At 44.9% G+C, this 20,410-nt stretch carries 17 protein-coding genes; 4 read left to right on the top strand and 13 right to left on the bottom strand.

Features of this window, described 5'->3' with window-relative positions; genetic code table 11:
* Positions 1-118 precede the first annotated feature (118 nt).
* Genes nrdI through nrdF form a run of 3 tightly spaced genes read left to right on the top strand, consistent with a single transcriptional unit; the run spans position 119 to position 3,549 of the window.
* The gene (nrdI, locus tag H70357_RS17820; RefSeq protein WP_038592234.1) at positions 119-478 is read left to right on the top strand and encodes a class Ib ribonucleoside-diphosphate reductase assembly flavoprotein NrdI; all 360 of its coding nucleotides are present in this window, start codon (positions 119-121) and stop codon (positions 476-478) included.
* Entirely contained in the window at positions 465-2,549 is a 2,085-nt protein-coding gene (gene nrdE / locus H70357_RS17815; protein ID WP_038592231.1) for a class 1b ribonucleoside-diphosphate reductase subunit alpha, read from the top strand. Before nrdI ends, nrdE begins: the two co-directional genes overlap by 14 nt.
* 40 nt (positions 2,550-2,589) lie before the next feature.
* On the top strand, positions 2,590-3,549 hold the full coding sequence (nrdF, locus tag H70357_RS17810) for a class 1b ribonucleoside-diphosphate reductase subunit beta (RefSeq protein WP_038592228.1): 960 nt from the start codon (positions 2,590-2,592) through the stop codon (positions 3,547-3,549).
* A 93-nt stretch (positions 3,550-3,642) separates the two neighbouring features.
* On the opposite strand, the gene H70357_RS17805 is transcribed toward nrdF, so the two are convergent.
* From H70357_RS17805 to H70357_RS17770, 8 genes are all read right to left on the bottom strand, one after another.
* On the bottom strand, positions 3,643-5,898 hold the full coding sequence (locus H70357_RS17805; protein ID WP_038592226.1) for an ATP-binding cassette domain-containing protein: 2,256 nt from the start codon (positions 5,896-5,898) through the stop codon (positions 3,643-3,645).
* 215 nt (positions 5,899-6,113) lie between these two features.
* On the bottom strand, positions 6,114-7,067 hold the full coding sequence (locus H70357_RS17800) for an IS3 family transposase (RefSeq protein WP_442950466.1): 954 nt from the start codon (positions 7,065-7,067) through the stop codon (positions 6,114-6,116).
* Complete coding sequence (locus H70357_RS37150; RefSeq protein WP_038586069.1) at positions 6,950-7,291, bottom strand: transposase; 342 nt, start codon at positions 7,289-7,291, stop codon at positions 6,950-6,952. The genes H70357_RS17800 and H70357_RS37150 overlap by 118 nt, the downstream gene beginning before the upstream one ends.
* Before the next feature lie 283 nt (positions 7,292-7,574).
* Positions 7,575-8,615, bottom strand: a complete 1,041-nt coding sequence (locus tag H70357_RS17790) for an NADH:flavin oxidoreductase (RefSeq protein ID WP_038592224.1) — start codon at positions 8,613-8,615, stop codon at positions 7,575-7,577.
* 57 nt (positions 8,616-8,672) lie between these two features.
* Positions 8,673-9,695, bottom strand: coding sequence for an NADH:flavin oxidoreductase/NADH oxidase (locus H70357_RS17785; protein ID WP_038592222.1), 1,023 nt, complete (start codon positions 9,693-9,695; stop codon positions 8,673-8,675).
* A gap of 84 nt (positions 9,696-9,779) precedes the next feature.
* On the bottom strand, positions 9,780-10,424 hold the full coding sequence (locus H70357_RS17780) for an SDR family oxidoreductase (RefSeq protein WP_038592219.1): 645 nt from the start codon (positions 10,422-10,424) through the stop codon (positions 9,780-9,782).
* A 152-nt stretch (positions 10,425-10,576) separates the two neighbouring features.
* Positions 10,577-11,044 (bottom strand): MarR family winged helix-turn-helix transcriptional regulator, encoded by a 468-nt coding sequence (locus H70357_RS17775; protein ID WP_052092582.1) that lies wholly within the window; start codon positions 11,042-11,044, stop codon positions 10,577-10,579.
* A gap of 121 nt (positions 11,045-11,165) precedes the next feature.
* Positions 11,166-12,662, bottom strand: a complete 1,497-nt coding sequence (locus H70357_RS17770; protein WP_038592216.1) for a glycoside hydrolase family 43 protein — start codon at positions 12,660-12,662, stop codon at positions 11,166-11,168.
* Positions 12,663-13,010: 348 nt separating this feature from the next.
* Between H70357_RS17770 and H70357_RS17765 the strand changes: the two genes are divergently transcribed.
* Positions 13,011-13,784 carry a helix-turn-helix transcriptional regulator gene (locus H70357_RS17765; RefSeq protein WP_038592213.1) on the top strand — a complete coding sequence of 258 codons (774 nt, stop codon included), beginning with the start codon at positions 13,011-13,013 and terminating at the stop codon, positions 13,782-13,784.
* A 56-nt stretch (positions 13,785-13,840) separates the two neighbouring features.
* Here the strand turns inward: H70357_RS17765 and H70357_RS17760 are convergent, their stop codons facing one another.
* From H70357_RS17760 to H70357_RS17740, 5 genes are all read right to left on the bottom strand, one after another.
* Positions 13,841-14,986, bottom strand: coding sequence for a hypothetical protein (locus tag H70357_RS17760; RefSeq protein ID WP_038592211.1), 1,146 nt, complete (start codon positions 14,984-14,986; stop codon positions 13,841-13,843).
* A gap of 18 nt (positions 14,987-15,004) precedes the next feature.
* Complete coding sequence (locus H70357_RS17755) at positions 15,005-16,213, bottom strand: ABC transporter permease (protein ID WP_038592209.1); 1,209 nt, start codon at positions 16,211-16,213, stop codon at positions 15,005-15,007.
* Positions 16,206-17,069 (bottom strand): ABC transporter ATP-binding protein, encoded by an 864-nt coding sequence (locus H70357_RS17750; protein WP_038592206.1) that lies wholly within the window; start codon positions 17,067-17,069, stop codon positions 16,206-16,208. Before H70357_RS17750 ends, H70357_RS17755 begins: the two co-directional genes overlap by 8 nt.
* Positions 17,059-17,739: a hypothetical protein gene (locus H70357_RS17745; protein WP_038592203.1), complete on the bottom strand. Its 681-nt coding sequence runs from the start codon at positions 17,737-17,739 to the stop codon at positions 17,059-17,061. Before H70357_RS17745 ends, H70357_RS17750 begins: the two co-directional genes overlap by 11 nt.
* Positions 17,740-18,041: 302 nt before the next feature.
* Positions 18,042-20,408, bottom strand: a complete 2,367-nt coding sequence (locus H70357_RS17740; RefSeq protein WP_038592200.1) for an ABC transporter permease — start codon at positions 20,406-20,408, stop codon at positions 18,042-18,044.
* Positions 20,409-20,410 lie beyond the last annotated feature (2 nt).

Raw genomic sequence — 20,410 nt, 5'->3', positions numbered from 1 at the left:
TAAAATAAACAACGCACACTAAATATAGTGTTAATATGATTTTTCAGTATTTAAAACTAAGCAATTCAATCTTTACAATTTTAAGAGTAGTTTCAATATTTACAGGGGGACTGACACCATGCTAGTCGCGTATGATTCAAAAACAGGAAACGTCAAACGCTTCATCGGCAAGCTGAAGCTGCCGGCTGTGCAGATTGAGGAGCATATGACGATTGACGAGCCCTATGTGCTAATTACATATACCACCGGCTTTGGACAGATTCCAGAGAAGGTGTCTGCTTTCTTGGGGAACAATTATGCCAATCTGAAAGGCATCGCTGCCAGCGGCAACAAGAACTGGGGCAAGCTGTTCGCAAACAGTGCAGACTTGATTGCAGACCAGTACAATGTGCCAGTTATCGGTAAATTTGAGTTATCGGGTACTTTTGGCGATGTGGAACGAATTAAACAGGAGGTGAGCCGGGTTGCGGCATATTGAACTGAACAACATGTTAATGAAGCGGGACGAGAGCGGCTTCTTTCAACTGGACAAAGACCTTGAGGCAGTAGCCGAATTTATGCGGGATGTAGAGCGGCGGAGCCTGGTTTTTGCAAATACAAAAGCCAAGGTCGATTACATGATTGAACAGGATTTCTACGAGAACTTTTACGGGCAGTACAGCGTAGAGGAAATTGAGCAAGTCTACCAGATTGCCCATAGCTACAACTTCAGCTTCCCATCCTATATGGCAGCTTCGAAATTCTACATGGACTACGCTGTAAAAAGCAATGACCGCAAGCAATATCTGGAGCACTACCCGGACCGTGTGGCGGCAGTCTCCCTCCACCTGGGACGCGGCAACGCCGATACTGCCGGAGTGCTTGCCCGTTCGATGATGGAGCAGCGTCTGCAGCCGGCAACTCCAACCTTCCTGAATGCCGGTAAAAGCCGGCGCGGTGAGCTCGTCTCCTGCTTCCTTATCGAAATGGACGACTCGCTCAATTCGATCAACTACGTGCTCAATACCTGCATGCAGCTGTCAAAGATCGGCGGCGGTGTGGCAGTCAACCTGTCCAAGCTGCGCTCGCGCGGGGAGACGATCAAGGGTGTCGAGGATGCAGCCAAGGGCATCATGCCTGTGCTCAAGCTCATGGAGGACGGCTTCTCCTATGCTGATCAGATGGGTCAACGCAAAGGCTCCGGAGCAGCCTACTACAACATTTTTGGCTGGGATGTCCTGGAATTCCTCGACAGCAAGAAGATTAACGCCGACGAGAAAACAAGGCTCAAAACTCTGTCCATTGGGCTGATCATTCCGAACCGCTTCTATAAGCTGGCGAAGGACAATGAACCGCTGCATGTATTTGCCCCATACACTGTGTACAAAGCCTATGGCACGCATCTCGACGATATGGATCTGGATGACATGTACGATAAGCTGCTGGCCGATCCGCGTGTTAAGAAGAAGAAGGCCATGAGCGCACGGGATATGCTGACCAAAATTGCCATGATCCAGCTGGAATCCGGCTACCCTTATATCATGAACAAGAGCAACGCCAATGCGGCCCATGCCCTGAAAAATGTCGGACAGATCAAAATGTCCAACCTCTGTACCGAAATCTTCCAGCTCCAGGAGACCACCGAGATTGCCGATTACGGACAGGAGGATACCATCCGCCGCGATGTAAGCTGTAATCTGGCTTCCCTGAATATTGTCAACGTGATGGAACACGGCAAGATCCGCGAATCCGTGCATGAAGGTATGATCGCCCTGACTGCTGTCAGCGACATGACCAGTATCTCCAATGCCCCTGGCGTAGCTAAAGCGAACAAAGAGATGCACTCTGTTGGTCTAGGCGTCATGAATCTTCACGGCTATCTCGCGAAGAACAACATCGCTTATGAAAGCGAGCAAGCCCGCGACTTTGCCCGGACCTTCTTCATGACAATGAACTTCCATTCCCTGGAGAAGAGCATGGAGATCGCTGCTGCAACCGGCCGCTCATTCCATGGCTTCGAGGCATCAGACTACGCCACCGGCGTTTATTTTGAGCGTTACCTGACAACGGATTACCGTCCGGCTACACCAAGAGTGCAGGAGCTGTTCGGGGATATGTATATCCCGTCACCTGCAGACTGGGAACAATTGCGGGATGCAGTAATGGCCAACGGTCTGTACCATGCTTACCGCCTGGCGATTGCGCCAACAGCCAGTATTTCCTATATCCAGAATGCCACTTCGAGCGTTATGCCGATTGTGGAGCAGATTGAGACCCGGACTTATGCCAATTCAACCACATACTATCCGATGCCGTACCTGCGTCCGGACAATGTGTTCTTCTATAAATCGGCTTACCAGATGGATCAGTTCAAGGTCATTGACCTGATCGCGGAAATTCAGCCTCATATCGACCAGGGCATATCGACCGTGCTGCATGTCAACAGCGATGTATCCACCAGGGAACTGGCCCGCTCATACCTGTATGCGGCGCATAAAGGACTGAAGTCGCTGTATTACACCCGGACCAAAAAACTGTCCGTCGAGGAATGCCTCACCTGCTCGATTTAAATGGAAGGCTATGGCCGCAAAAAAAGGAGATTGCACGATTATGAGCGCTATTCAAGCCGTTAACTGGAACCGTCCCGATGACGATTTCTCATTGATGTTCTGGAATCAGAACATTATGCAATTCTGGACAGATGATGAAATTCCATTGTCCGATGATAAAATGTCCTGGCTCACGCTCAGTGAGCAGGAAAAGGACTCTTATATGAAGGTGCTGGGCGGCCTGACACTGCTGGATACAATTCAAGGCGGAGTCGGTATGCCCCAGATTATGGAGCATGTTGAAGGCCTTCAGCGCAAGGCCGTGCTGGGCTTCATGGGCATGATGGAACAGATTCATGCCAAGTCGTACAGCAGCATCTTCACCACATTAGCCTCCACAGAGGAGATAGACAGTGTATTCCGCTGGGTGGAAGAGAACCCGTACCTGCAGTTCAAGGCGGAGACCATATCACAATATTACAAAAATATAGACTCGCCTAAAGACCTGTATCTCGCTATGGCGGCCTCCGTGCTGCTGGAGAGCTACTTGTTCTACAGCGGCTTCTTCTACCCGCTGTATCTGGCCGGCCAGGGTAAAATGACCTGCAGCGGTGAGATCATCGACCTTATTTTGCGGGATGAGAGCATTCACGGGGTATATGTCGGGGTGCTCGCGCAGGAGATCTTTGACGGACTTGCGGAAGACGATCAGCGAGACCTGCACCAGACACTGGTGGGACTGCTCCGCCTGCTGCATGAGAATGAAGAACGTTATACGGAGCAGATCTATGCTCCCATCGGACTGGTGGACGAGGTCAAGACCTTCCTCAGATACAACGCTAACAAAGCGATGATGAATCTGGGCCATGATCCTCTGTTCGACGAGGAAGAGATCAATCCGATTGTCCAGAACGGCATCAGTACCCACACCAAGCAGCATGACTTTTTCTCGAAGAAAGGCAACGGATATATCCGGGCGCTTAACGTGGAACCGCTGAAGGATGAAGACTTTCAATTCTAACCTTATATGTTTCTAAAAATACCGCCCTTTTCGAGGGCGGTATTTTTAGTTACCATCATCTTAAATTAATTCGTTAACACTTCCGGCCATTAATTACATCAGGTATCTTCCCGTGATCGACTGCTCCGCATGGATGATCTGCGGAGGTGTACCCTCGAACACAACCTGGCCGCCCTTGCTGCCTCCGTCCGGTCCCATATCAATGATCCAGTCCGCTTGGCTGATCACATCGAGGTTGTGCTCGATAACAATCACCGTATTGCCGGTATCCACGAGACGGTTTATGATCTCCAGAAGGTGACCGATATCTGACATGTGGAGTCCGGTCGTCGGCTCGTCCATCACATAGATGCTGCCCTTCTTATGCAGCTCGCTGGCCAGCTTGATGCGCTGGCATTCCCCTCCTGAAAGCGTGCTGAGCGGCTGGCCGAGTGTAATATAATTCAGCCCCACATCACTCATCGCCTGGAGCTTGCGCACTACCTCTTTTAGCTGAAAAAACGCCAATGCCTGCTCCACATTCATCTCCAGCACTTCTGCAATTGACTTGCCGTTCAGCTTGTACGCGAGCACCTCTTCTTTGAATCGTCTGCCTCCGCATATTTCACAGGGCAGCTTCACGCTGTCGAGGAAGGCAAGGTCTGTGTACACAACACCCAGTCCCTGGCAGTTCTCACAAGCCCCCTTGGAGTTAAAGCTGAACAAGCCTTGACTCACCTTGTTCGCGGATGCAAACGCCTTGCGCACATCATCCATAATGCCTGTGTAAGTTGCGGGATTCGAACGTGTTGACACTCCTATTGCCGATTGGTCGATGACGATGGCGTCCGGATGCTGACTGAGAAATACTTCGTTAATCATCGTGCTCTTACCGGAACCGGCAACACCAGTTACTACTGTCAGCACTCCGGTTGGAATATCTGCACTCACGTTCCGCAGGTTGTGAAGTGTAGCCTCCTTGATGGACAGCTTACCGGACGGCTGCCTGCACTCTTGCTTCAACTGGAGCGGACGTTTCAGATGTGTGCCTGTCAGCGTACCGGCTTCCAGCAGGCCTTGGAAGCTTCCTTCATACACAATGGTACCACCATGGCTGCCAGCGTGAGGTCCGACATCGACGATATGATCCGCCACCTTGATCACATCGGGATCATGCTCGACAACAATCACAGTATTGCCCTTGTCACGCAGCTTCTGCAGAAGTTCATTTAACAGGTGAACATCACGGGGGTGCAGACCCACGCTGGGTTCATCGAAGATGTAGGTAACATCCACCAGACTGCCGCTCAGGTGCTTAACCATCTTGACGCGCTGCGACTCGCCGCCGGATAAAGTATCCGTTTCACGGTCCAGCGTTAAGTAATCAAGTCCGATATCCACTAGATGCTGCAACCGCTCCGTCAGCGACTTGACGACCGGCACGGCGACAGGATCATTAATCTCACGAATGACGCGGATGAGCTGTCCGGCCTCCATGGAGGATAGCTCCGCAATGTTGAGACCATTGATCTTGCAGCTGAGCGTGGCCTGACTGAGTCTCGCACCGTGGCAGCTGGAGCAAGGCCCCTCGGAAATATACGGCGCAACAGCTTTCTGTGTGCGCTCGGACTTCATCTTCACATCCTGCTTGATGTATTTATTGGTGAACTTCTCAATGACGCCTTCCACTGTAATATTTGTTGCCTTGCCGGCGAAATCCATCTTAACTTTTCTTGCCTTGGCGTACAGCAGCTGCTCCAGTTCCTCTTCCGAATAATCGCTCAGCTTCTTGTCGAGATCGAAGTCTCCTGACTGCACGATCATGTTCCATTCCCAGCCGTTCACTGAATAGTCCGGCAGCATAATAGCCCCTTCATGGAGCGACTTTGACTTGTCCAGCGCCATGCTCATGTCGACACCAAGCCGCCGGCCAAGTCCGTTACACTCGGGACACATGCCTTGCGGATCGTTAAACGAAAACATGTGCGCTTGTCCAACATAGGGCTGGCCTACTCGGGAGAAAAGAAGACGGAGAATGGGAGAAATATCAGTAATCGTGCCCAATGTGGAATGGGATCCCCCACCCAGCCGCTTCTGATCCACAATAACAGCCATGCTCAGGTTCTCAATCGCATCCGTATCCGGCTGCGGAACACGGGGCAGGAAATTTCGCACGAACATGCTGAAGTTCTCGTTCAGCAATCGCGTGGATTCTGCGGCGATCGTATCGAAGACGATCGATGACTTGCCGGATCCGGACACCCCGGTGAAGATCGTGATCTTCCGTTTCGGAATGCGCAAGGATACGTTCTTGAGATTGTTTTCCCTCGCACCCGAAATTACGATATACTCCTGATTCGATTCGCTCATGCCAAACATCCCTCCGGGTAGTGTTAATTTCTGCTTATATTCACATTGTACCATTCAACGTGTATAGATAGTCGGGTAGCCCGAACTTCCACCCGTGCACCCGTTAATTTACATTGGGGGGCTGCATATTCTGTTACATGGATTGACGTACAAAAAAATAAATAAAAGACCGGTACAATGGTCATACCCCTGTCAAGAAGACAGATGAAAAAAAGCTAAGCAGCCAGCGCGTGCCGATACTCGATCGGCGCGCGCTGTTTGAGTTTCGCCTGGAAACGTTGGTAATTATAAAAGTAGATATACTCCTCGACGGCTTGATGAATCTCTGCTTCTGACTTAAACTGGTGAAGGTACAACTTTTCTGTCTTCAGATGCGAAAAGAAGGATTCGATGCAGGCGTTATCTAGGCAGGTTGCTTTGCGAGAGTGGCTGCCCTTGACGCTGAATGCCTCTAATCGTGTGTTGTACGCCTGAGACGTGTATTGGAAGCCTTGGTCCGAATGGAGTACGGCTTCAGACACGTCTCTTTTTCGTGTCCACTGTTCAACTGTATCCAGGACGAGTTTTACGTCGTTTCGCTCTGAGATCTGCCAGGCCACAATTTCATTGTTAAACAGGTCCTGAATGGCGGACAGATAATAAAAGCGCGTGCCGTCTGAGATATACGTAATGTCGGTTACCAGCTTCTGTTGAGGAGCTGTCGCATGAAACTGGCGCTTTAATCGGTTAGGATAGACCACGGAAGGAGCATAGCTCGAGCGATTCCTTTTCTTTCGAATGACCGACTGGATCGACAGTTCTTTCATGAGCCGCCACACCTTCTTGTGGTTGACGAGGTAGCCGGCCTCCCACAGGGCTGTTCGCATTCGAGGATATCCAAAATAGGGATGGGCTAAGTGAACGGCCACCATATGCTCTTTAATTGCGTGCTCCTGCGCATGGGCTTCAATCCGCTGAGCCTGTGTACCTCGCCACTTGTAGTAGTTTGCTCGAGATACACCTGCAATAGCTAATAGGCGGGTAACGCCATGCTGGTCACGTAGCTCTTCGATTACGGCGTATTTGTCTTGTAGCCCGAACTTCGCTCCGTTAACAGATTTGGATACCGCTTTTTTAAGTAATCCACCTGTGCCTTCAAGTAATCTCGTTCTTCTTCGATACTGGCAAATGTAGTACGAGGACGTCCTTTCAAAGGGTTTGTTGTACCCTTACGTGTATCAAATGGCTCTCCAATCCGATATTTCTTTACCCATACTTTAAGCTGGGTACAACTCGCAATCCCCAACCTTTCTGCGACTACCTTGTAGCTCTCTACTCCTTTAAGATAGGTTTGAATAGCCTCTACCTTGAATTCCTCTGAGTACGATTGAAATACTTGTCCCTTTTTCGCCATACAAAAACCCCCTCCAAGTTCACTCATTTCCTCATGTTAACACAGGAGGTTTTTTACGAGTGTCTACTTGAAGGGGATAATACCATAATACCAGTCTTTTGTTTTCTATATTGAACTTGAGAATATACATTTAGGGAAAAGTGGCGGAGGGGAATTTTGGAACTGGAGGAGCGAGAGCGTCCGCCTGAAAGCTTTCCGCAGGAAAGCTCGCTTCGGAAGCATGGGCAAGGTTTGGATTTCTACCGCGATTCGCGGTTAAATTCAGGAAATCCAAACCTACCGATCAATAAAGTGTTTTGAGTGCTTCAGGAGTAAATGGAATCAATTCATCCAATTTCCCATCCCGAATTTTACTGACCCATGCAGGGTCTACAAGCAATGCTCTACCGATAGCAACCAGATCGAATTCTTGATTTTCGAGCTTTTGAACCAATCTCTCGATACTTGCATTCTCTGCACCTTTTCCTTCAGTGAAAAGAGTCATGAAATCACCATCAAGGCCAATCGAACCCACAGTAATGGTTGGTTTGCCTGTAAGCTTCTTAACCCAACCAGCAAGATTCAAGTCAGAGCCTTCAAATTCCGGTTCCCAGAAACGCCGTGTCGAGCAATGGAAAATATCCACTCCAGCGTTAACCAAAGGTTGCAGAAATTGCTGAAGCTCGTCGGGTGTTTTCGCTAATTTGGCTGTATATTCCGTTCCTTTCCACTGTGAGATGCGCAGCACGATGGTAAAGTCAGGACCTACGGCTTGGCGGCAAGCTTGGATGACTTCTTCCGCAAAGCGGGTACGTGCAATCATGCTGCCTCCGTAACGATCAGTACGCTCATTAGTTTTCTCCCAAAAGAACTGGTCAATCAAATAGCCGTGAGCTCCATGGATTTCAATTCCATCAAATCCAATGCGCTTGGCTTCGGCTGCCGATTGTGCAAAAGCATCAACGATGCCACTGATTTCGGACTCGGAATAATCATTGACGTTGCCCCGTGCACCCATGTGCCAGATTTGAGGAATAATTTTGCCGCCGGCTTCATGAACCTCAGACACAACATTTGCCCAGCCATTCAATGCTTCTTCACCATAAAAGAAAGGGACATTCTCCTGATTGGATGCATCTGCATGATCAACAACCGTGCCTTCTGTTACGATCAGACCCACATTATTTTCGGCTCTCCGGCGATAGTATGCAGCAACATCTGCTCCAGGAACCCCATTGGGAGACAGATTCCGGGTCATTGGCGCCATTACTGTCCGATTAGACAGATTAAGATTTCCCAAAGTAAAAGGACGAAGTAATGGTTGTACTGATTCGGTATTAAACATCGTAAACCTCCTAAGTTTTTTTCGTATAATACTCATTAATTTCTCGACAAATCGAGCTTAGAATCCACTAGTATACTGTTTAGGAACTGCTGTTTCTTTTCTCAGGTTTGATGCAGCTTCTAAGGCCCAATATGGATTTCTCAGCATTCCTCTTCCGACTGCAATCAAATCTGCCTCTTCATTTCCTATAACTGCATTCGCCAAAATTGAATCATCCAATCTTCCAACAGCGATCACTGGAATATCGAGTGCTTGTTTGATATCTCTAGCGAGCGGAACTTGATAAGCTGCGTGAGTTCCTGGTCTGCCCCATGCAGCAATAGCTCCCTCGCCACCTGATGAAATATCAAACATGTCTACTCCTGCAGCTTGATATTCCTTGGCAAAAGCAATGCTTTCCTGAATCCCATAACCACCTTCAACGTATTCTTTAGCTGATATACGCATGATTAGTGGCATGTCCTCCGGCATCTCGGCCTTTGCAGCCTGAATAACCTCCCGGCCAAACAAGGTAAGATCTTTACCATATTCATCATCCCGTTTGTTCGTTAGTGGAGAATGAAATTGATGGATCAAATAGCCATGCGCACCATGAAGTTCGATAGTATCGAATCCAGCCTGGACAGCGCGAGCTACAGCAGTGCGGAATTTCTCAACCATTCCTTTTACTTCTGCGGTGGTAAGTGCCCGGGGCTGTTTAGAATTTTCATCAAAAGCGATAGCTGAAGGGGCTACTGGAACTTCAGCATCTTCCGCCTTGCGTCCAGCGTGCGCGATTTGGATGCCCACTTTGGCACCGTGACTATGACAAGCATCTACAATCCGTTTCAGAGCCGGAATCTGATCATCTGACCAAAGACCAAGATCGAAATCGGAAATGCGCCCATCGGGCTCTACATCAGTCATTTCAATTATGATTAAACCAGTTCCGCCTACAGCACGGCTAACATAGTGCATGTAATGCCAATCTGTGGCAATACCATCTTTATTGTCGACGGAGTATTGACACATTGGAGGCATCACAACACGGTTTTTCAGTTCTAAACTTTTAAAAGAATATGGGCTAAACAAATCTATCATGGATAAACGCTCCCCTTTTTGCTCTTATATATTAAATTTATCATGCATGCGCAAGCATGTATGTACTTTCAGGTTATGGGTTTTTCAGAACTTTTGCAATGCATCAGGAATCGGATCGTAACCAGCAATCAGATCAAAGGCACGCTTATAGGTGTGCTTCTCTTCCAAAGCAGCCACAATGGTACGCGCTACATCTTCACGAGGGATACTGCCAACAGTGATATTTTCCGCAGCAGACACCTTTCCCGTTCCTGGTTCATTCAATAAAATTCCTGGACGTATAATCGTGTATGTCAGACTGCTGCTTTCGAGCACTTTGTCTGCATAATGCTTAGCTGCGTAATACGGTAGAATATTATGGTGCCAGTTGTCCCGGTTATTCGCCTGAATTGCACTGACCATGATGAATCTGTCAATGCCTGCTTTTTCAGCAGCTTCAATAGTTTTTCCTGCACCGTCCAAATCAATTAACAGTGTTTTGTCATCACCCGTTTTTCCACCTGATCCAGCCGTAAACACAATAGCGTCACAACCCTTGGCGGCCGTTGCAATGGAGTCTACTGTCCCTTCCAAATCCGCGAGAACAGTTTCGACTCCCTGTTGTACAAATGTATCGGCTTGTTCTTTATTCCGTACCATCGCCCGGACGGTGTGATCGTTGCTTGCTTTCAACTGTTGAATAAGGTGCTGTCCGATTTGTCCATTCGATCCGACTACTAACACCTTCATAGCTATCCACTCCTTATCAGCTGAATTGAATTACAGTAACATTGAATAAAGCATGCGCATGCATATAATTTACCGGAGAAAAATAAATATGTCAAGTCGTAATCCTAAACTTAACAATCATCTCAACTCTACTTACAAGATCTCTACACTGGTCACAAAAATAATTTTTTCGTCAGATTCTTTACTTCTGAATTAAATCCATCTTTTTTTAGTTCTGCTTGTAAGACCTGATTAAAGGTCTGAAGTGCCCGCTGGTATTTATTCTCGCCTAACTCTGTAATTCGAGTATAAATACCACGCCGGTCATCCTCGCATATATGTCTTTCTAACGCACCACAGTTTTTAGCTTCCATTCTAACGACGAGTCTCGATGTAGCACTTTGACTTAGTCCCACAAGTTCTTGAAGTTGCTGTAGCCGTAATTTTTTTTCCTCAGCATTGGATATGAAATTTAAAACATAGAACTCCTTCAAAGATAAATTATAATTGTTCAGCAGAGCTTGTTCTAACTTTTCACTTAAATTTGAATTGATGCGGGACCAAGACAACCATACCTCCAAAAGTTCATTTTCATGTTGCAAGCTTAAATCACCCCACCTGATTTTAAAGTCATTCGACATAGTTTGCCTTATTGTATCAATCCAAATTGAAATGGTCAAAACCCATACATTATTCGTCCAACACAACATTGAAAAAACCCTCGTCACCAATGATGAGGGTTTTTCGCCAAAATACATATTGTTAATTTAAATACGTACATTTGAAGTCGCTAAAGTCATTGAATTGCGAACAGCTTCCATCCTGGGAATATAACCCGATTACAACGCCGGTAAAACCTCCGGCAACCTCTGAGGAGAGATATCTGGTTTGCGCAGAGCCCAAATCAATTGCTATACCATCGCTTATTACCTGAAAAGAGTAAGTGTCATGATCTGAAATAATCTTTAAAATGGCTACATTTGAATTTAAATCGGATTGTTCGTGTATGGTCTTAATGTTTCCGATGTTCAGACGCTTAACGGCTTCAATTCGCTCCCCTATTCTTCTCAAAGCGAAATCATAGTGATGATGCTCATCCATGTATAACGTTATTCCCGCTTCACCATCATTCACTCTAATCTCACAGGAGATTTCTACACGGAAATCCTTTTGACGCAAACCGATAAAGGTCGGAGAATCCGCCATATCTAATGAAATCTGTGAACCTCTTAATTTCAATTCCCCATCACCCAGCAAATAATTCTGTTTATCGGGATAACGTAAGTAACACCAATCTATATCCCAGCTTGTGTTATGAAAAGTATACTGCGTCTGTTCTATCTGTTTAGCCGAATTGGGAATGTAGTTTGTTTCAACTTCCCCCTGAGTCGTACCATCGTCTCCCACCGTAAACCAATGATCTTCATGGAAAGTAACTGGCATCAAAAACACTTCCCGCCCCAGATGATGATGCATAACCCATCTGCCGATTTGCCGAAATCCCAAATGAACGATCCACCAATTTCCATCGTGATCTTGAATTAAATCTCCGTGGCCTACACCCTGTATCTCATATCCCCCCAGATTCCTGTTTGTTAAAACGGGGTTATTGGGATACGCTTCAAAAGGTCCGTAAGGGGAATTGCCTCTTGCATATACAATCATATGTCCATATTCGGTTCCTCCTTCTGCTGCCATTAAGTAATAGAGATCATTGATTTTATACAGGTGAGGGCATTCCAGATAACGTCCCCCTGTTCCATGCCAGATCACGCGGCTTGGTGTAAGCTTTTCACCAGTTTCGATATCTATCTCACATTGAAAGATGCTGTTCCTTCCAGTGTCATCAGTGCCGTTGCTCATAAAGTAGATTGAATTTCCTTCAAAGTAAAATGAGGGATCTATCCCCCCTTGGTCCACAAAGATGGGCTCCGACCATTCGCCGTAGATATCATCTGTCCAAACATAGAAATTTTGCCCGGTAGAATTATTAGTGGTGGTCATGTAAAAACGACCGTTATGATATCTGATGGTGCATGCGAATACTCCTCCAGAACTGTCTATCTTCTCAAGATGAACTTGTGATTGTCTTGTTAAGCAATGTCCAATTTGTCTCCAGTTCACTAAATCATCGCTTTCGAATAAAGGTACGCCAGGATAATATTGAAAGGAACTGCTGACGAGATAATACTTATTATTTACTTTACAAACACTTGGATCGGGATAGAAACCTTTAATTACGGGATTGCTGTACTTCATGATTTCACCTCATAATTGAATGTTATTGATTGATTATTTCTCATATGGTGAGAAATAGATTGAACTTGAGAATTACATTTAGGGAAAAGTGGCGGAGGGGAATTTTGGAACTGGAGGAGCGATAGCGTCCGCCTTTAGGTTTGGATTTCTACCGCGATTCGCGGTTGAATTCAGGAAATCCAAACCTAACAGCGGCCGGAAGTCCAAACATTCTCTGGAGTCACGGCCAATCCCGAAGTAGAAGAATTTCAGTTCAATTATATACATGAAATTATAAGTCAATGACACGGCTCTATTGAATGATGTATACTGTCGTATATTTGATCTATTCTAAGAAAGGCTAATGATATGATAACAATATACTATGCCGGATATGATGCCATCCATACCGCAGATTTTGTTTATGACGTCCCTGAAGGACATAATACATGGTTGCTCCTTCTCACCAGAACACCCGCCCAATTCTGGGTTGAGGGCGAGATGAAGGAATACCCTGCTAACTGCGCGGTAGTCTTCCAACCTCATCAAAAGATACTCTACCGGGCCTGTGCAGGTAGCTATGGGAATGACTGGATTCATTTTGATTCAGACGAAATTCATTTGAAGGAATCAAAGCTACTACATGGAGTTCCCTTTCCCATGCCCGACCCGGAATATTTCCACCAATTGTTTCAGTTGCTTACGGCTGAACATTTCTTTTCCTGCGCTTACCGGGAGCTGTCTATGGATTACTTATTCCGAATTATCATCAATAAGCTTATTGAAGCTTCGCACAGTACGAATAATACTCCTCACTATCAAAATCTGTTGAATCTGCGCAAAGCGGTATACAACAACCCGGGTCATTCTTGGGCCGTTCCGGCTATGGCCGAACATGTGCATCTCAGTTCTGGCTATTTACAGGCCATCTATAAGTCAACCTTTGGCATTTCGTGCATGGACGACGTCATTCAATGCCGAATCCGTCTTGCCAAGGAAAAGCTGCTTCATAGTCCGCATCGGATCTCCGAAATCGCCGCAATTTGCGGATACATGAATATTGAGCATTTTAGTCGGCAGTTCCGCCAAATCACAGGCTATGCACCTCGTGAATACCAAAAATTGATGGCATCAGATTCATGAAATCTTCTCGGATGGAATCGATCAAGTTGTTTTTAACTTTATGTATAATGCTCAATTTAAGAAGTAAACCTCATTTTATTAATCCATCTTGGCAAAAATAGTAGGAGCATAAATAAAACTGCAACAGTAATGGAAGGAACGGCAATGATTGTAGAAATACCTCCATAGGGTTCAAAACTTGTGTAATAGCTGTTGAACTCGGCTATCTGCATGGGCAGAAAATTGCCCACGTAATGTTTCAGAAAGAATACCTCGCTCATCTGAATGGCGTAAGATATGGCTATGGTGAATAATAACAGGGCGTAGCCAGTATAAACCTGTGTGACTAATACGCTGATCAATAAGGTAATCCCTGTCATCAGTGAGATTGCCACATATCCAATGACCAGGTTGATCAAAAACTGCTCGAAATAATTCACCTCAACCATTGATAAAAAAAATTGTGGACTACTTTGTATAGGCAAATCCGCTCCTTGTAAACCGTACATAAAGAATATAGGCGTAATGTAAATCGCCACCGCCGCCAGATAAAGCAGTGAAGAGAGTTGGAAGGCGTTGATGATCCGTACCCTACTCAGCTTACGTTTCCCAAACCTCGTGGATTTCACCAGTCCGTCCACGCCCAAGGTCTCGTCTTCATTAAAAATTGGAACCAGTACAATGGAAATGAGAACCAGGACAATAAAAACACACTGGCTCATCCCTGAATTAACGTTCTTCCAGCCCTCAGCATAACCCATCCGGATAAGTTCGGAGAGAGAAGCCGCTGCAAAAGTCCCGTTGCTGTTTCCTTTCCTGGAACTCCCCGCTTCCTCCTGTGCACTTCTGATGATGTCTGCCCTGTCCTGATAGAATTGTTCTGCTGAGACATCCCGTATTCCAGTCCAGTCCCAGCCATACACTTGGATAATCATATCCAAGGCTGGCAAATCTGCAACATCCGCTGTATTCCTGTCTTCTGGTAGGCTAAGTTCTCTGTATTTTTCCAAAATCTTGTTAATCTCAACTTCATCCAATACCTCCGGCTGATAGAAATACCGGTATTCCGTCCCATCTGTTACCTCATATCTTGCCTGATTTAAATAACCTGTTTTGATGGTGTCTAGGTTGTAAAAGGTAAGTATCAGAAACAATGCCAACAAAAAACCGAATACGTTTATGTTTAGGATTTTACTTCTGTTTAATTTTGATAAGTAGCTCATGATTTCACCTACCTTCCTCTACTGTAAATAATATCTTCTCATCCATATAGAGATACCGATTCGAGATAAGAGAATGTACACAGTACCCAGAAACAGGGCGACAAAAACATAAGGAAACACGGTATTACCCACAAAATATAATTTCTCTATGCCTATAAGATTATTGATAAAGTTCTGGGGCATGAAGACCATCACTTTTTCAATCAGCGCCCCCCTCCCCATCTGATAAGTATTGACGAGATAAAAATAAATCAGTGAAATTGCTAATACCAGTCTCCCTCTTTTAAAAACCACGGACAAAAACAGGATAAGATGCGTCACGACGAGGGTGGAAAAGTATCCCATGGCAATATAGAGTAACGCCTCTTGAAGCTGATTCATCGAATAAAATGTAGTCGTTCCGATTTGAACCGAAGAGTCCCAGCCGTGCAGCGTATAGACTACAGCAACAAACAGCAGTACGATCGCAATATACGCAAAATAGGCTATCGTAGAAAACACACTAGCGGCGCCAAGCTTATAGCTGAGCAGCTTCCTCCGGCTCTCCTTGGTGGATAAGGTCACCTTGTCAATTCCTTTGCTGCTGTTTTTGGAGAATCCCTCACATAGGATAAAGGCCAAGAACATAAAGAAAAGGTAGATCGTATTTAATAAACCTATTTTCAGGTACTCCCAGCCGCTATCGTATTTGAATAAAAATGGGGTGTGTACTTTTTGCATTTTCTGGGATATGATTTCGATTTGTTCCTTTGTATAAGGAAATAGATTTTGTTCATTGGATAAATATTCGGTAAAGCTGCCCTTCCAATCCTTATAAAAACTGGCGAGCTGCTCATTGGTTACATTTAAGCTGTTATCGAGCACACGGTATTTTTCATATGGAAAATTCAGTTCCCAGTTCAGCATATCGTGAGGAAACATCAATTTTTTGCCCAGCTTGCGGTCTGTATCCACTTCCCCCTCAATATAAGGTTTGTCCACACTGTTTTCGTAGTTCTGTTTCATTTGTAATAAATAATCTGTCGTCATCGTGCCCTCAACCGTTCGCTCCCTTAAAATATCCCAGCCCCCAATGCCGCTATGTATGGTTCCCTCATCATCCAAGACATCGATACTCCGGGCGGTTTGAACCAAAGGGATCAGAATAATTGTGAGAAAGAGTAGGCTGATAATCACCGTACTTTTATTTCGTATTTTTTTCAGTTCTAATGGAATGAAATTACGCATGGCTCCCACTCCCTAAGTGGATGTAGTAATCTTCCAGCGTGGGCTCGCATACGATTGCGCCTGATTCCTTTTCTCCCAAGTACCGTACACTGACAGCGTTTTCTTCCTGCCGTATTCGTACGATGAGGTGTTCCTTCTTAAAGGAGGCAAGCCGCTCTCTGTCCATCTCCTCGGTGAACACTTTTCCTTTAATCCCGGATAACATCTTTTGCACATTACCTTGCTCTTTAATTTTGCCCTGATTTAGGATAATCACATTGGTGGTGATTGCTTCGATATCCGAAATAATGTGGGTAGAAAACAAGATGATCTTGTCCTGTCCCATTTCGCTTATGATGTTTGAAAAACGGATTCGCTCATGGGGGTCAAGCCCAGCGGTGGGCTCGTCAAAAATTAATATCTTTGGATCGTTAATGATGGCTTGGGCAATGCCCACCCGCCTTTTCATCCCTCCGGAAAAGGTTTTGACCTTTTTATTAGCCACTTTCTCCAGGTTGACAAACTGTAATACCTCTGGAACTTTGTGCTTCAGTTCCTTTTTTGACAACCCCTTCAGTGCTCCCATATATTCCAGATATTCCGTTGCCGTGAACGCGGGATACACCTCGAAATCCTGAGGGATATATCCCACAAGATTCCGGTAGTCGTCGTTCATATGGAAGATATCCTTGCCGTTAAAGGTAACCTTGCCGCTGGTCTGATGGTCGATTGCCACAAGAATTCGCATCAAGGTGCTTTTCCCTGCCCCATTATCTCCCAAAAGTCCGTACACACCTTCAGGCAAAATAAAATTCAGTTCATCAATGGCCCGTTTCGTTCCAAATGTTCTTGTTACATTTTCCGCTTTAATTTCCATCGCTAATTTCCTTTCTCAACTGATATACGTCTCCTTCTGAGAGAACTTGCCAGTCCTCTCCCGCAGACGTTCTCCCTAGCAAGAGGTTGGTATATGCTCCGTCCAGCTTTTTCACTGCCCATGCCACCAGGTTTTCATCTTCAAATCCTGCTATGATACCTGATTTTTCTTCTGCATATAGAATATTTTGGATTCTCGGATCAGAAGTGCTTCCTCTGGTGCCATTGTCTGCCGGCTCGGGAAACCGATCCGAATTTTCTCTCATGTATGCATCAACAGTTTTGTAGATACCTATATAATCATCGATAGACAAAGTCGGAATTTCTATCGTTGGCCTAATTGATGACCCTGTTCTTCCTTCCTCCCGATAAGTTCTTTCATTACTTTTTCTATCTGCATCAAGTCGTTTGTCCAAGGCGATATCCTCAGGAGTTCTCTCAACATCTGGCGTAACATCCAAAGAAATCTCCTCTGGGGGCTCCTCATTGCCCAGCTTCTCATTCTCTGTCTTGACATTCTTCGGATTGTTATCTACGGCATTTAATTCCTCTGAGATGGTTTTGTCAGCCTGCATGCTTACATATTCTGAGTAGCTGCTTTGAGTTTGGAAGTAGAGGCTTCCTCCAATTAAAATGGTTATAGTTAATGCAATCATGAAGATTTTTTTCACTAAGACACCTCCGTTTTTAATATGTAACCTCCTCATCTTCGCGAAATCCGGCCATAATTTTTGTCAGTGAAGCAGGAACACCTTGGCTTCTGCACTGTCTTCGTAAATGGCTTGATGTTCCTCCTATTTCTTCTTGGTACAAAGTTTAGACTGAACAACTTAAAATCCAGGTGTGTAGATCTTAAATTTTTCTTAAATAGATATTTTCACATTAGTATCGCACCGAGCGTTATATATAAAATATTACAAATAATTAAAGCAAAAAAAGGAACGTGATTATCCACGTCCCCACCCTATCGAATTTACTCACTTACTAAAGCATATGCGGATATTTTACGGATGCGGTATGTGATCAGCATCGAAGTAAAGTAAGAAACAATGACAAGTGCCACACCAAGCAAAGTAATCCACGACGTCATGATAATAAAATTCGCCTTCATAATCCCCATAGCACTCATAGCCACTGACATGAATGGATTGGTTAGGGTAATTCCAGCTGCGCTTCCGAGCAATACGCCTATCATGATAGGCGACAGAAATCCAAGCGAGAGCTGATTCATTAGCTGGAAGGTTGTAAAACCAATTGCTTTTTGTATACCCAGTTCACGTTTCTTACGAATAACCGATGAATTAATTACAAAATACAGAACCAGAATCACGACAACTAAGGTTATAACCATCATGCCAATCCCAAGCTTCGAGACAATTGATAAGTAAGTGCCCATACCCTGTTCCAGGGTTTTATCCATGTCTACTGTTGCCGAGATAGAATCTCCATAGTCGCTTTTAAGCTTGTTTATAAATACATCAGATTTACTATTTTTGTTTAAATAGATTTGCAGACTCTGCTGTTTAAAGTCCGGGTTAAGCTTAAGGAAGGCGTCCCGTCGTATCGACGCATTCATTCCGCCCATATTTGCACCTTGAGATAAGCCAGTGATCAGATACTCAGCCTGCTTAGCGCCGACATTTATCGTGACACGGTCTCCGACCTTTTTATCCAGCTTGTCAGCTAAGATACCGGCAAGCACAACTTCGTTGCTATGCAGCGGATATCTGCCCTTATAGACGGTATCTGTTTCTTTTGCAGAATAATCCTCCATCACATAAGCAGTTACATCATAGCTCTCTATCTTAATCTTAGCCTCATCAAGATACAGCACTTTTCTTACATTCTTCATGTTTTTAATGTTTTCAACAAGCTTTGGTTGATCCTTATCCGAATTCAAAACAGCCATCACATTTGAAAGTTCGACTCCGGGAGTCTCTGCAAATGCCTTTGTATCAATAACAGTGTTATAAAACATCACAAAGCCAAAGGTACTGGCAAAAGATACAGCGGCAAGGATCACTGCCATCATGAAGGTGTGCTTCCTGCTTTGCAGCATGGATTTGAACCCGAGAACGACCGGCAGACTGCCTATTGACTTATGAAGCGGTAAATGGTTTTTTCTGAAGTTATGGGTTGTGATTCCGCCTCTTAAGGCTACAATCGGATTAAGCTTACGAATTCGTCCCGAGGAAATGAAGGAAACAATGATAACAATGAATAAAATTGTACATAGAATAACACTGCTGATTGCTCCATCGAAGCCTTGCACCCACATAAGTCCGGATTGATGGGCAAACATATTAGAAAGTACTGGCGTAGCTAAATAGGACAACGATATGCCTGCTATACTGCCAACCAAGGCAATAAGCATGTACTGCATTACAATAGACCCTATAATTTGTCTGCTGGTATATCCGATCGCCTTTAAAGACCCGATTTTGGTCATGTCTTCTTCAATGCTGTTACCAATTCTAAACCGCACTACGATAAAGCATACAACTGCGATAATAATAGCGAAAGCCATGGACATTACCGATACTATATTTGCCATAGTAACACGGGTTGATTTCAACGTATCTAAATCCATGGTGGATAATGTATCCGTACTGGTTGCTGCAGCTAAAGTAGAAACAGCAAATTTTTGATTCTTTTGTATTAATTGTCCTATCCCTGTTTCAACTTCATTATTTATTTTATCAAGATCAGCAAAAACAAGTGTTGAACTATATTTGTTACCCAGCTTCTGTACAAGCTTTTCATAGGTTTCATGAGGAAGATAAGCCCCTAAAGTTCCGGTATCAAAAGAACTGAAAAAGGCATCTTCTGTAAACCCTTTTACTGTAAATGTAAGAACTTCATCTTCCAAGGTAACTTCAATTTTGTCATTCAGCTTGTAACCACCGTCAATATTCAATATATACGGCACATATATGGACATGGAATCAGGCGGTAAATGCTTTTCAACAAATCTCCATTTAGAGAAATCACGTTTTTTATCCATATCATTGAGAATAAAACTGGTCTTACGTGTTTCACCATTATAGGGGATGGATGCCGAAGCCCATAACACATCCTCTTTGTGCATGTTTGATACATTATTATTATTTCTGATGTACTCATCTACCTCTCCGGTATATAACTGATTTGGCAAGAGGTAGTACACATCGTTTGTCTTAAGCTCTTTGGTGACTTTTTCAAAATAACTGCCAAAATTCACAAACACTAGCGAGCCCGCATTTAGCAGCAATCCGGCAATGAGGAACAATAGCAACAGTGAAACCGTGTGTCCTTTGGTTTTTCGTATATTTGCAAAGCTGAGCATAGCTAATTTCCGCAACT

The organism is Paenibacillus sp. FSL H7-0357, from assembly GCF_000758525.1.
Lineage (GTDB): Bacteria > Bacillota > Bacilli > Paenibacillales > Paenibacillaceae > Paenibacillus_AQ.
Note: the sequence above shows the minus strand (reverse complement) of the source record. Positions and strands in the feature narration are given on the sequence as shown.

What these genes read in the sequence shown, in the direction of transcription:
- nrdI (WP_038592234.1), top strand. Translation starts at nt 119, where the DNA reads ATGCTAGTCGCGTATGATTCAAAAACAGGAAACGTCAAACGCTTCATC.
- nrdF (WP_038592228.1), top strand. Translation starts at nt 2,590, where the DNA reads ATGAGCGCTATTCAAGCCGTTAACTGGAACCGTCCCGATGACGATTTC.
- H70357_RS17805 (WP_038592226.1), bottom strand. Translation starts at nt 5,898, where the DNA reads ATGAGCGAATCGAATCAGGAGTATATCGTAATTTCGGGTGCGAGGGAA.
- H70357_RS37150 (WP_038586069.1), bottom strand. Translation starts at nt 7,291, where the DNA reads ATGGCGAAAAAGGGACAAGTATTTCAATCGTACTCAGAGGAATTCAAG.
- H70357_RS17790 (WP_038592224.1), bottom strand. Translation starts at nt 8,615, where the DNA reads ATGTTTAATACCGAATCAGTACAACCATTACTTCGTCCTTTTACTTTG.
- H70357_RS17785 (WP_038592222.1), bottom strand. Translation starts at nt 9,695, where the DNA reads ATGATAGATTTGTTTAGCCCATATTCTTTTAAAAGTTTAGAACTGAAA.
- H70357_RS17780 (WP_038592219.1), bottom strand. Translation starts at nt 10,424, where the DNA reads ATGAAGGTGTTAGTAGTCGGATCGAATGGACAAATCGGACAGCACCTT.
- H70357_RS17775 (WP_052092582.1), bottom strand. Translation starts at nt 11,044, where the DNA reads ATGTCGAATGACTTTAAAATCAGGTGGGGTGATTTAAGCTTGCAACAT.
- H70357_RS17770 (WP_038592216.1), bottom strand. Translation starts at nt 12,662, where the DNA reads ATGAAGTACAGCAATCCCGTAATTAAAGGTTTCTATCCCGATCCAAGT.
- H70357_RS17765 (WP_038592213.1), top strand. Translation starts at nt 13,011, where the DNA reads ATGATAACAATATACTATGCCGGATATGATGCCATCCATACCGCAGAT.
- H70357_RS17760 (WP_038592211.1), bottom strand. Translation starts at nt 14,986, where the DNA reads ATGAGCTACTTATCAAAATTAAACAGAAGTAAAATCCTAAACATAAAC.
- H70357_RS17755 (WP_038592209.1), bottom strand. Translation starts at nt 16,213, where the DNA reads ATGCGTAATTTCATTCCATTAGAACTGAAAAAAATACGAAATAAAAGT.
- H70357_RS17750 (WP_038592206.1), bottom strand. Translation starts at nt 17,069, where the DNA reads ATGGAAATTAAAGCGGAAAATGTAACAAGAACATTTGGAACGAAACGG.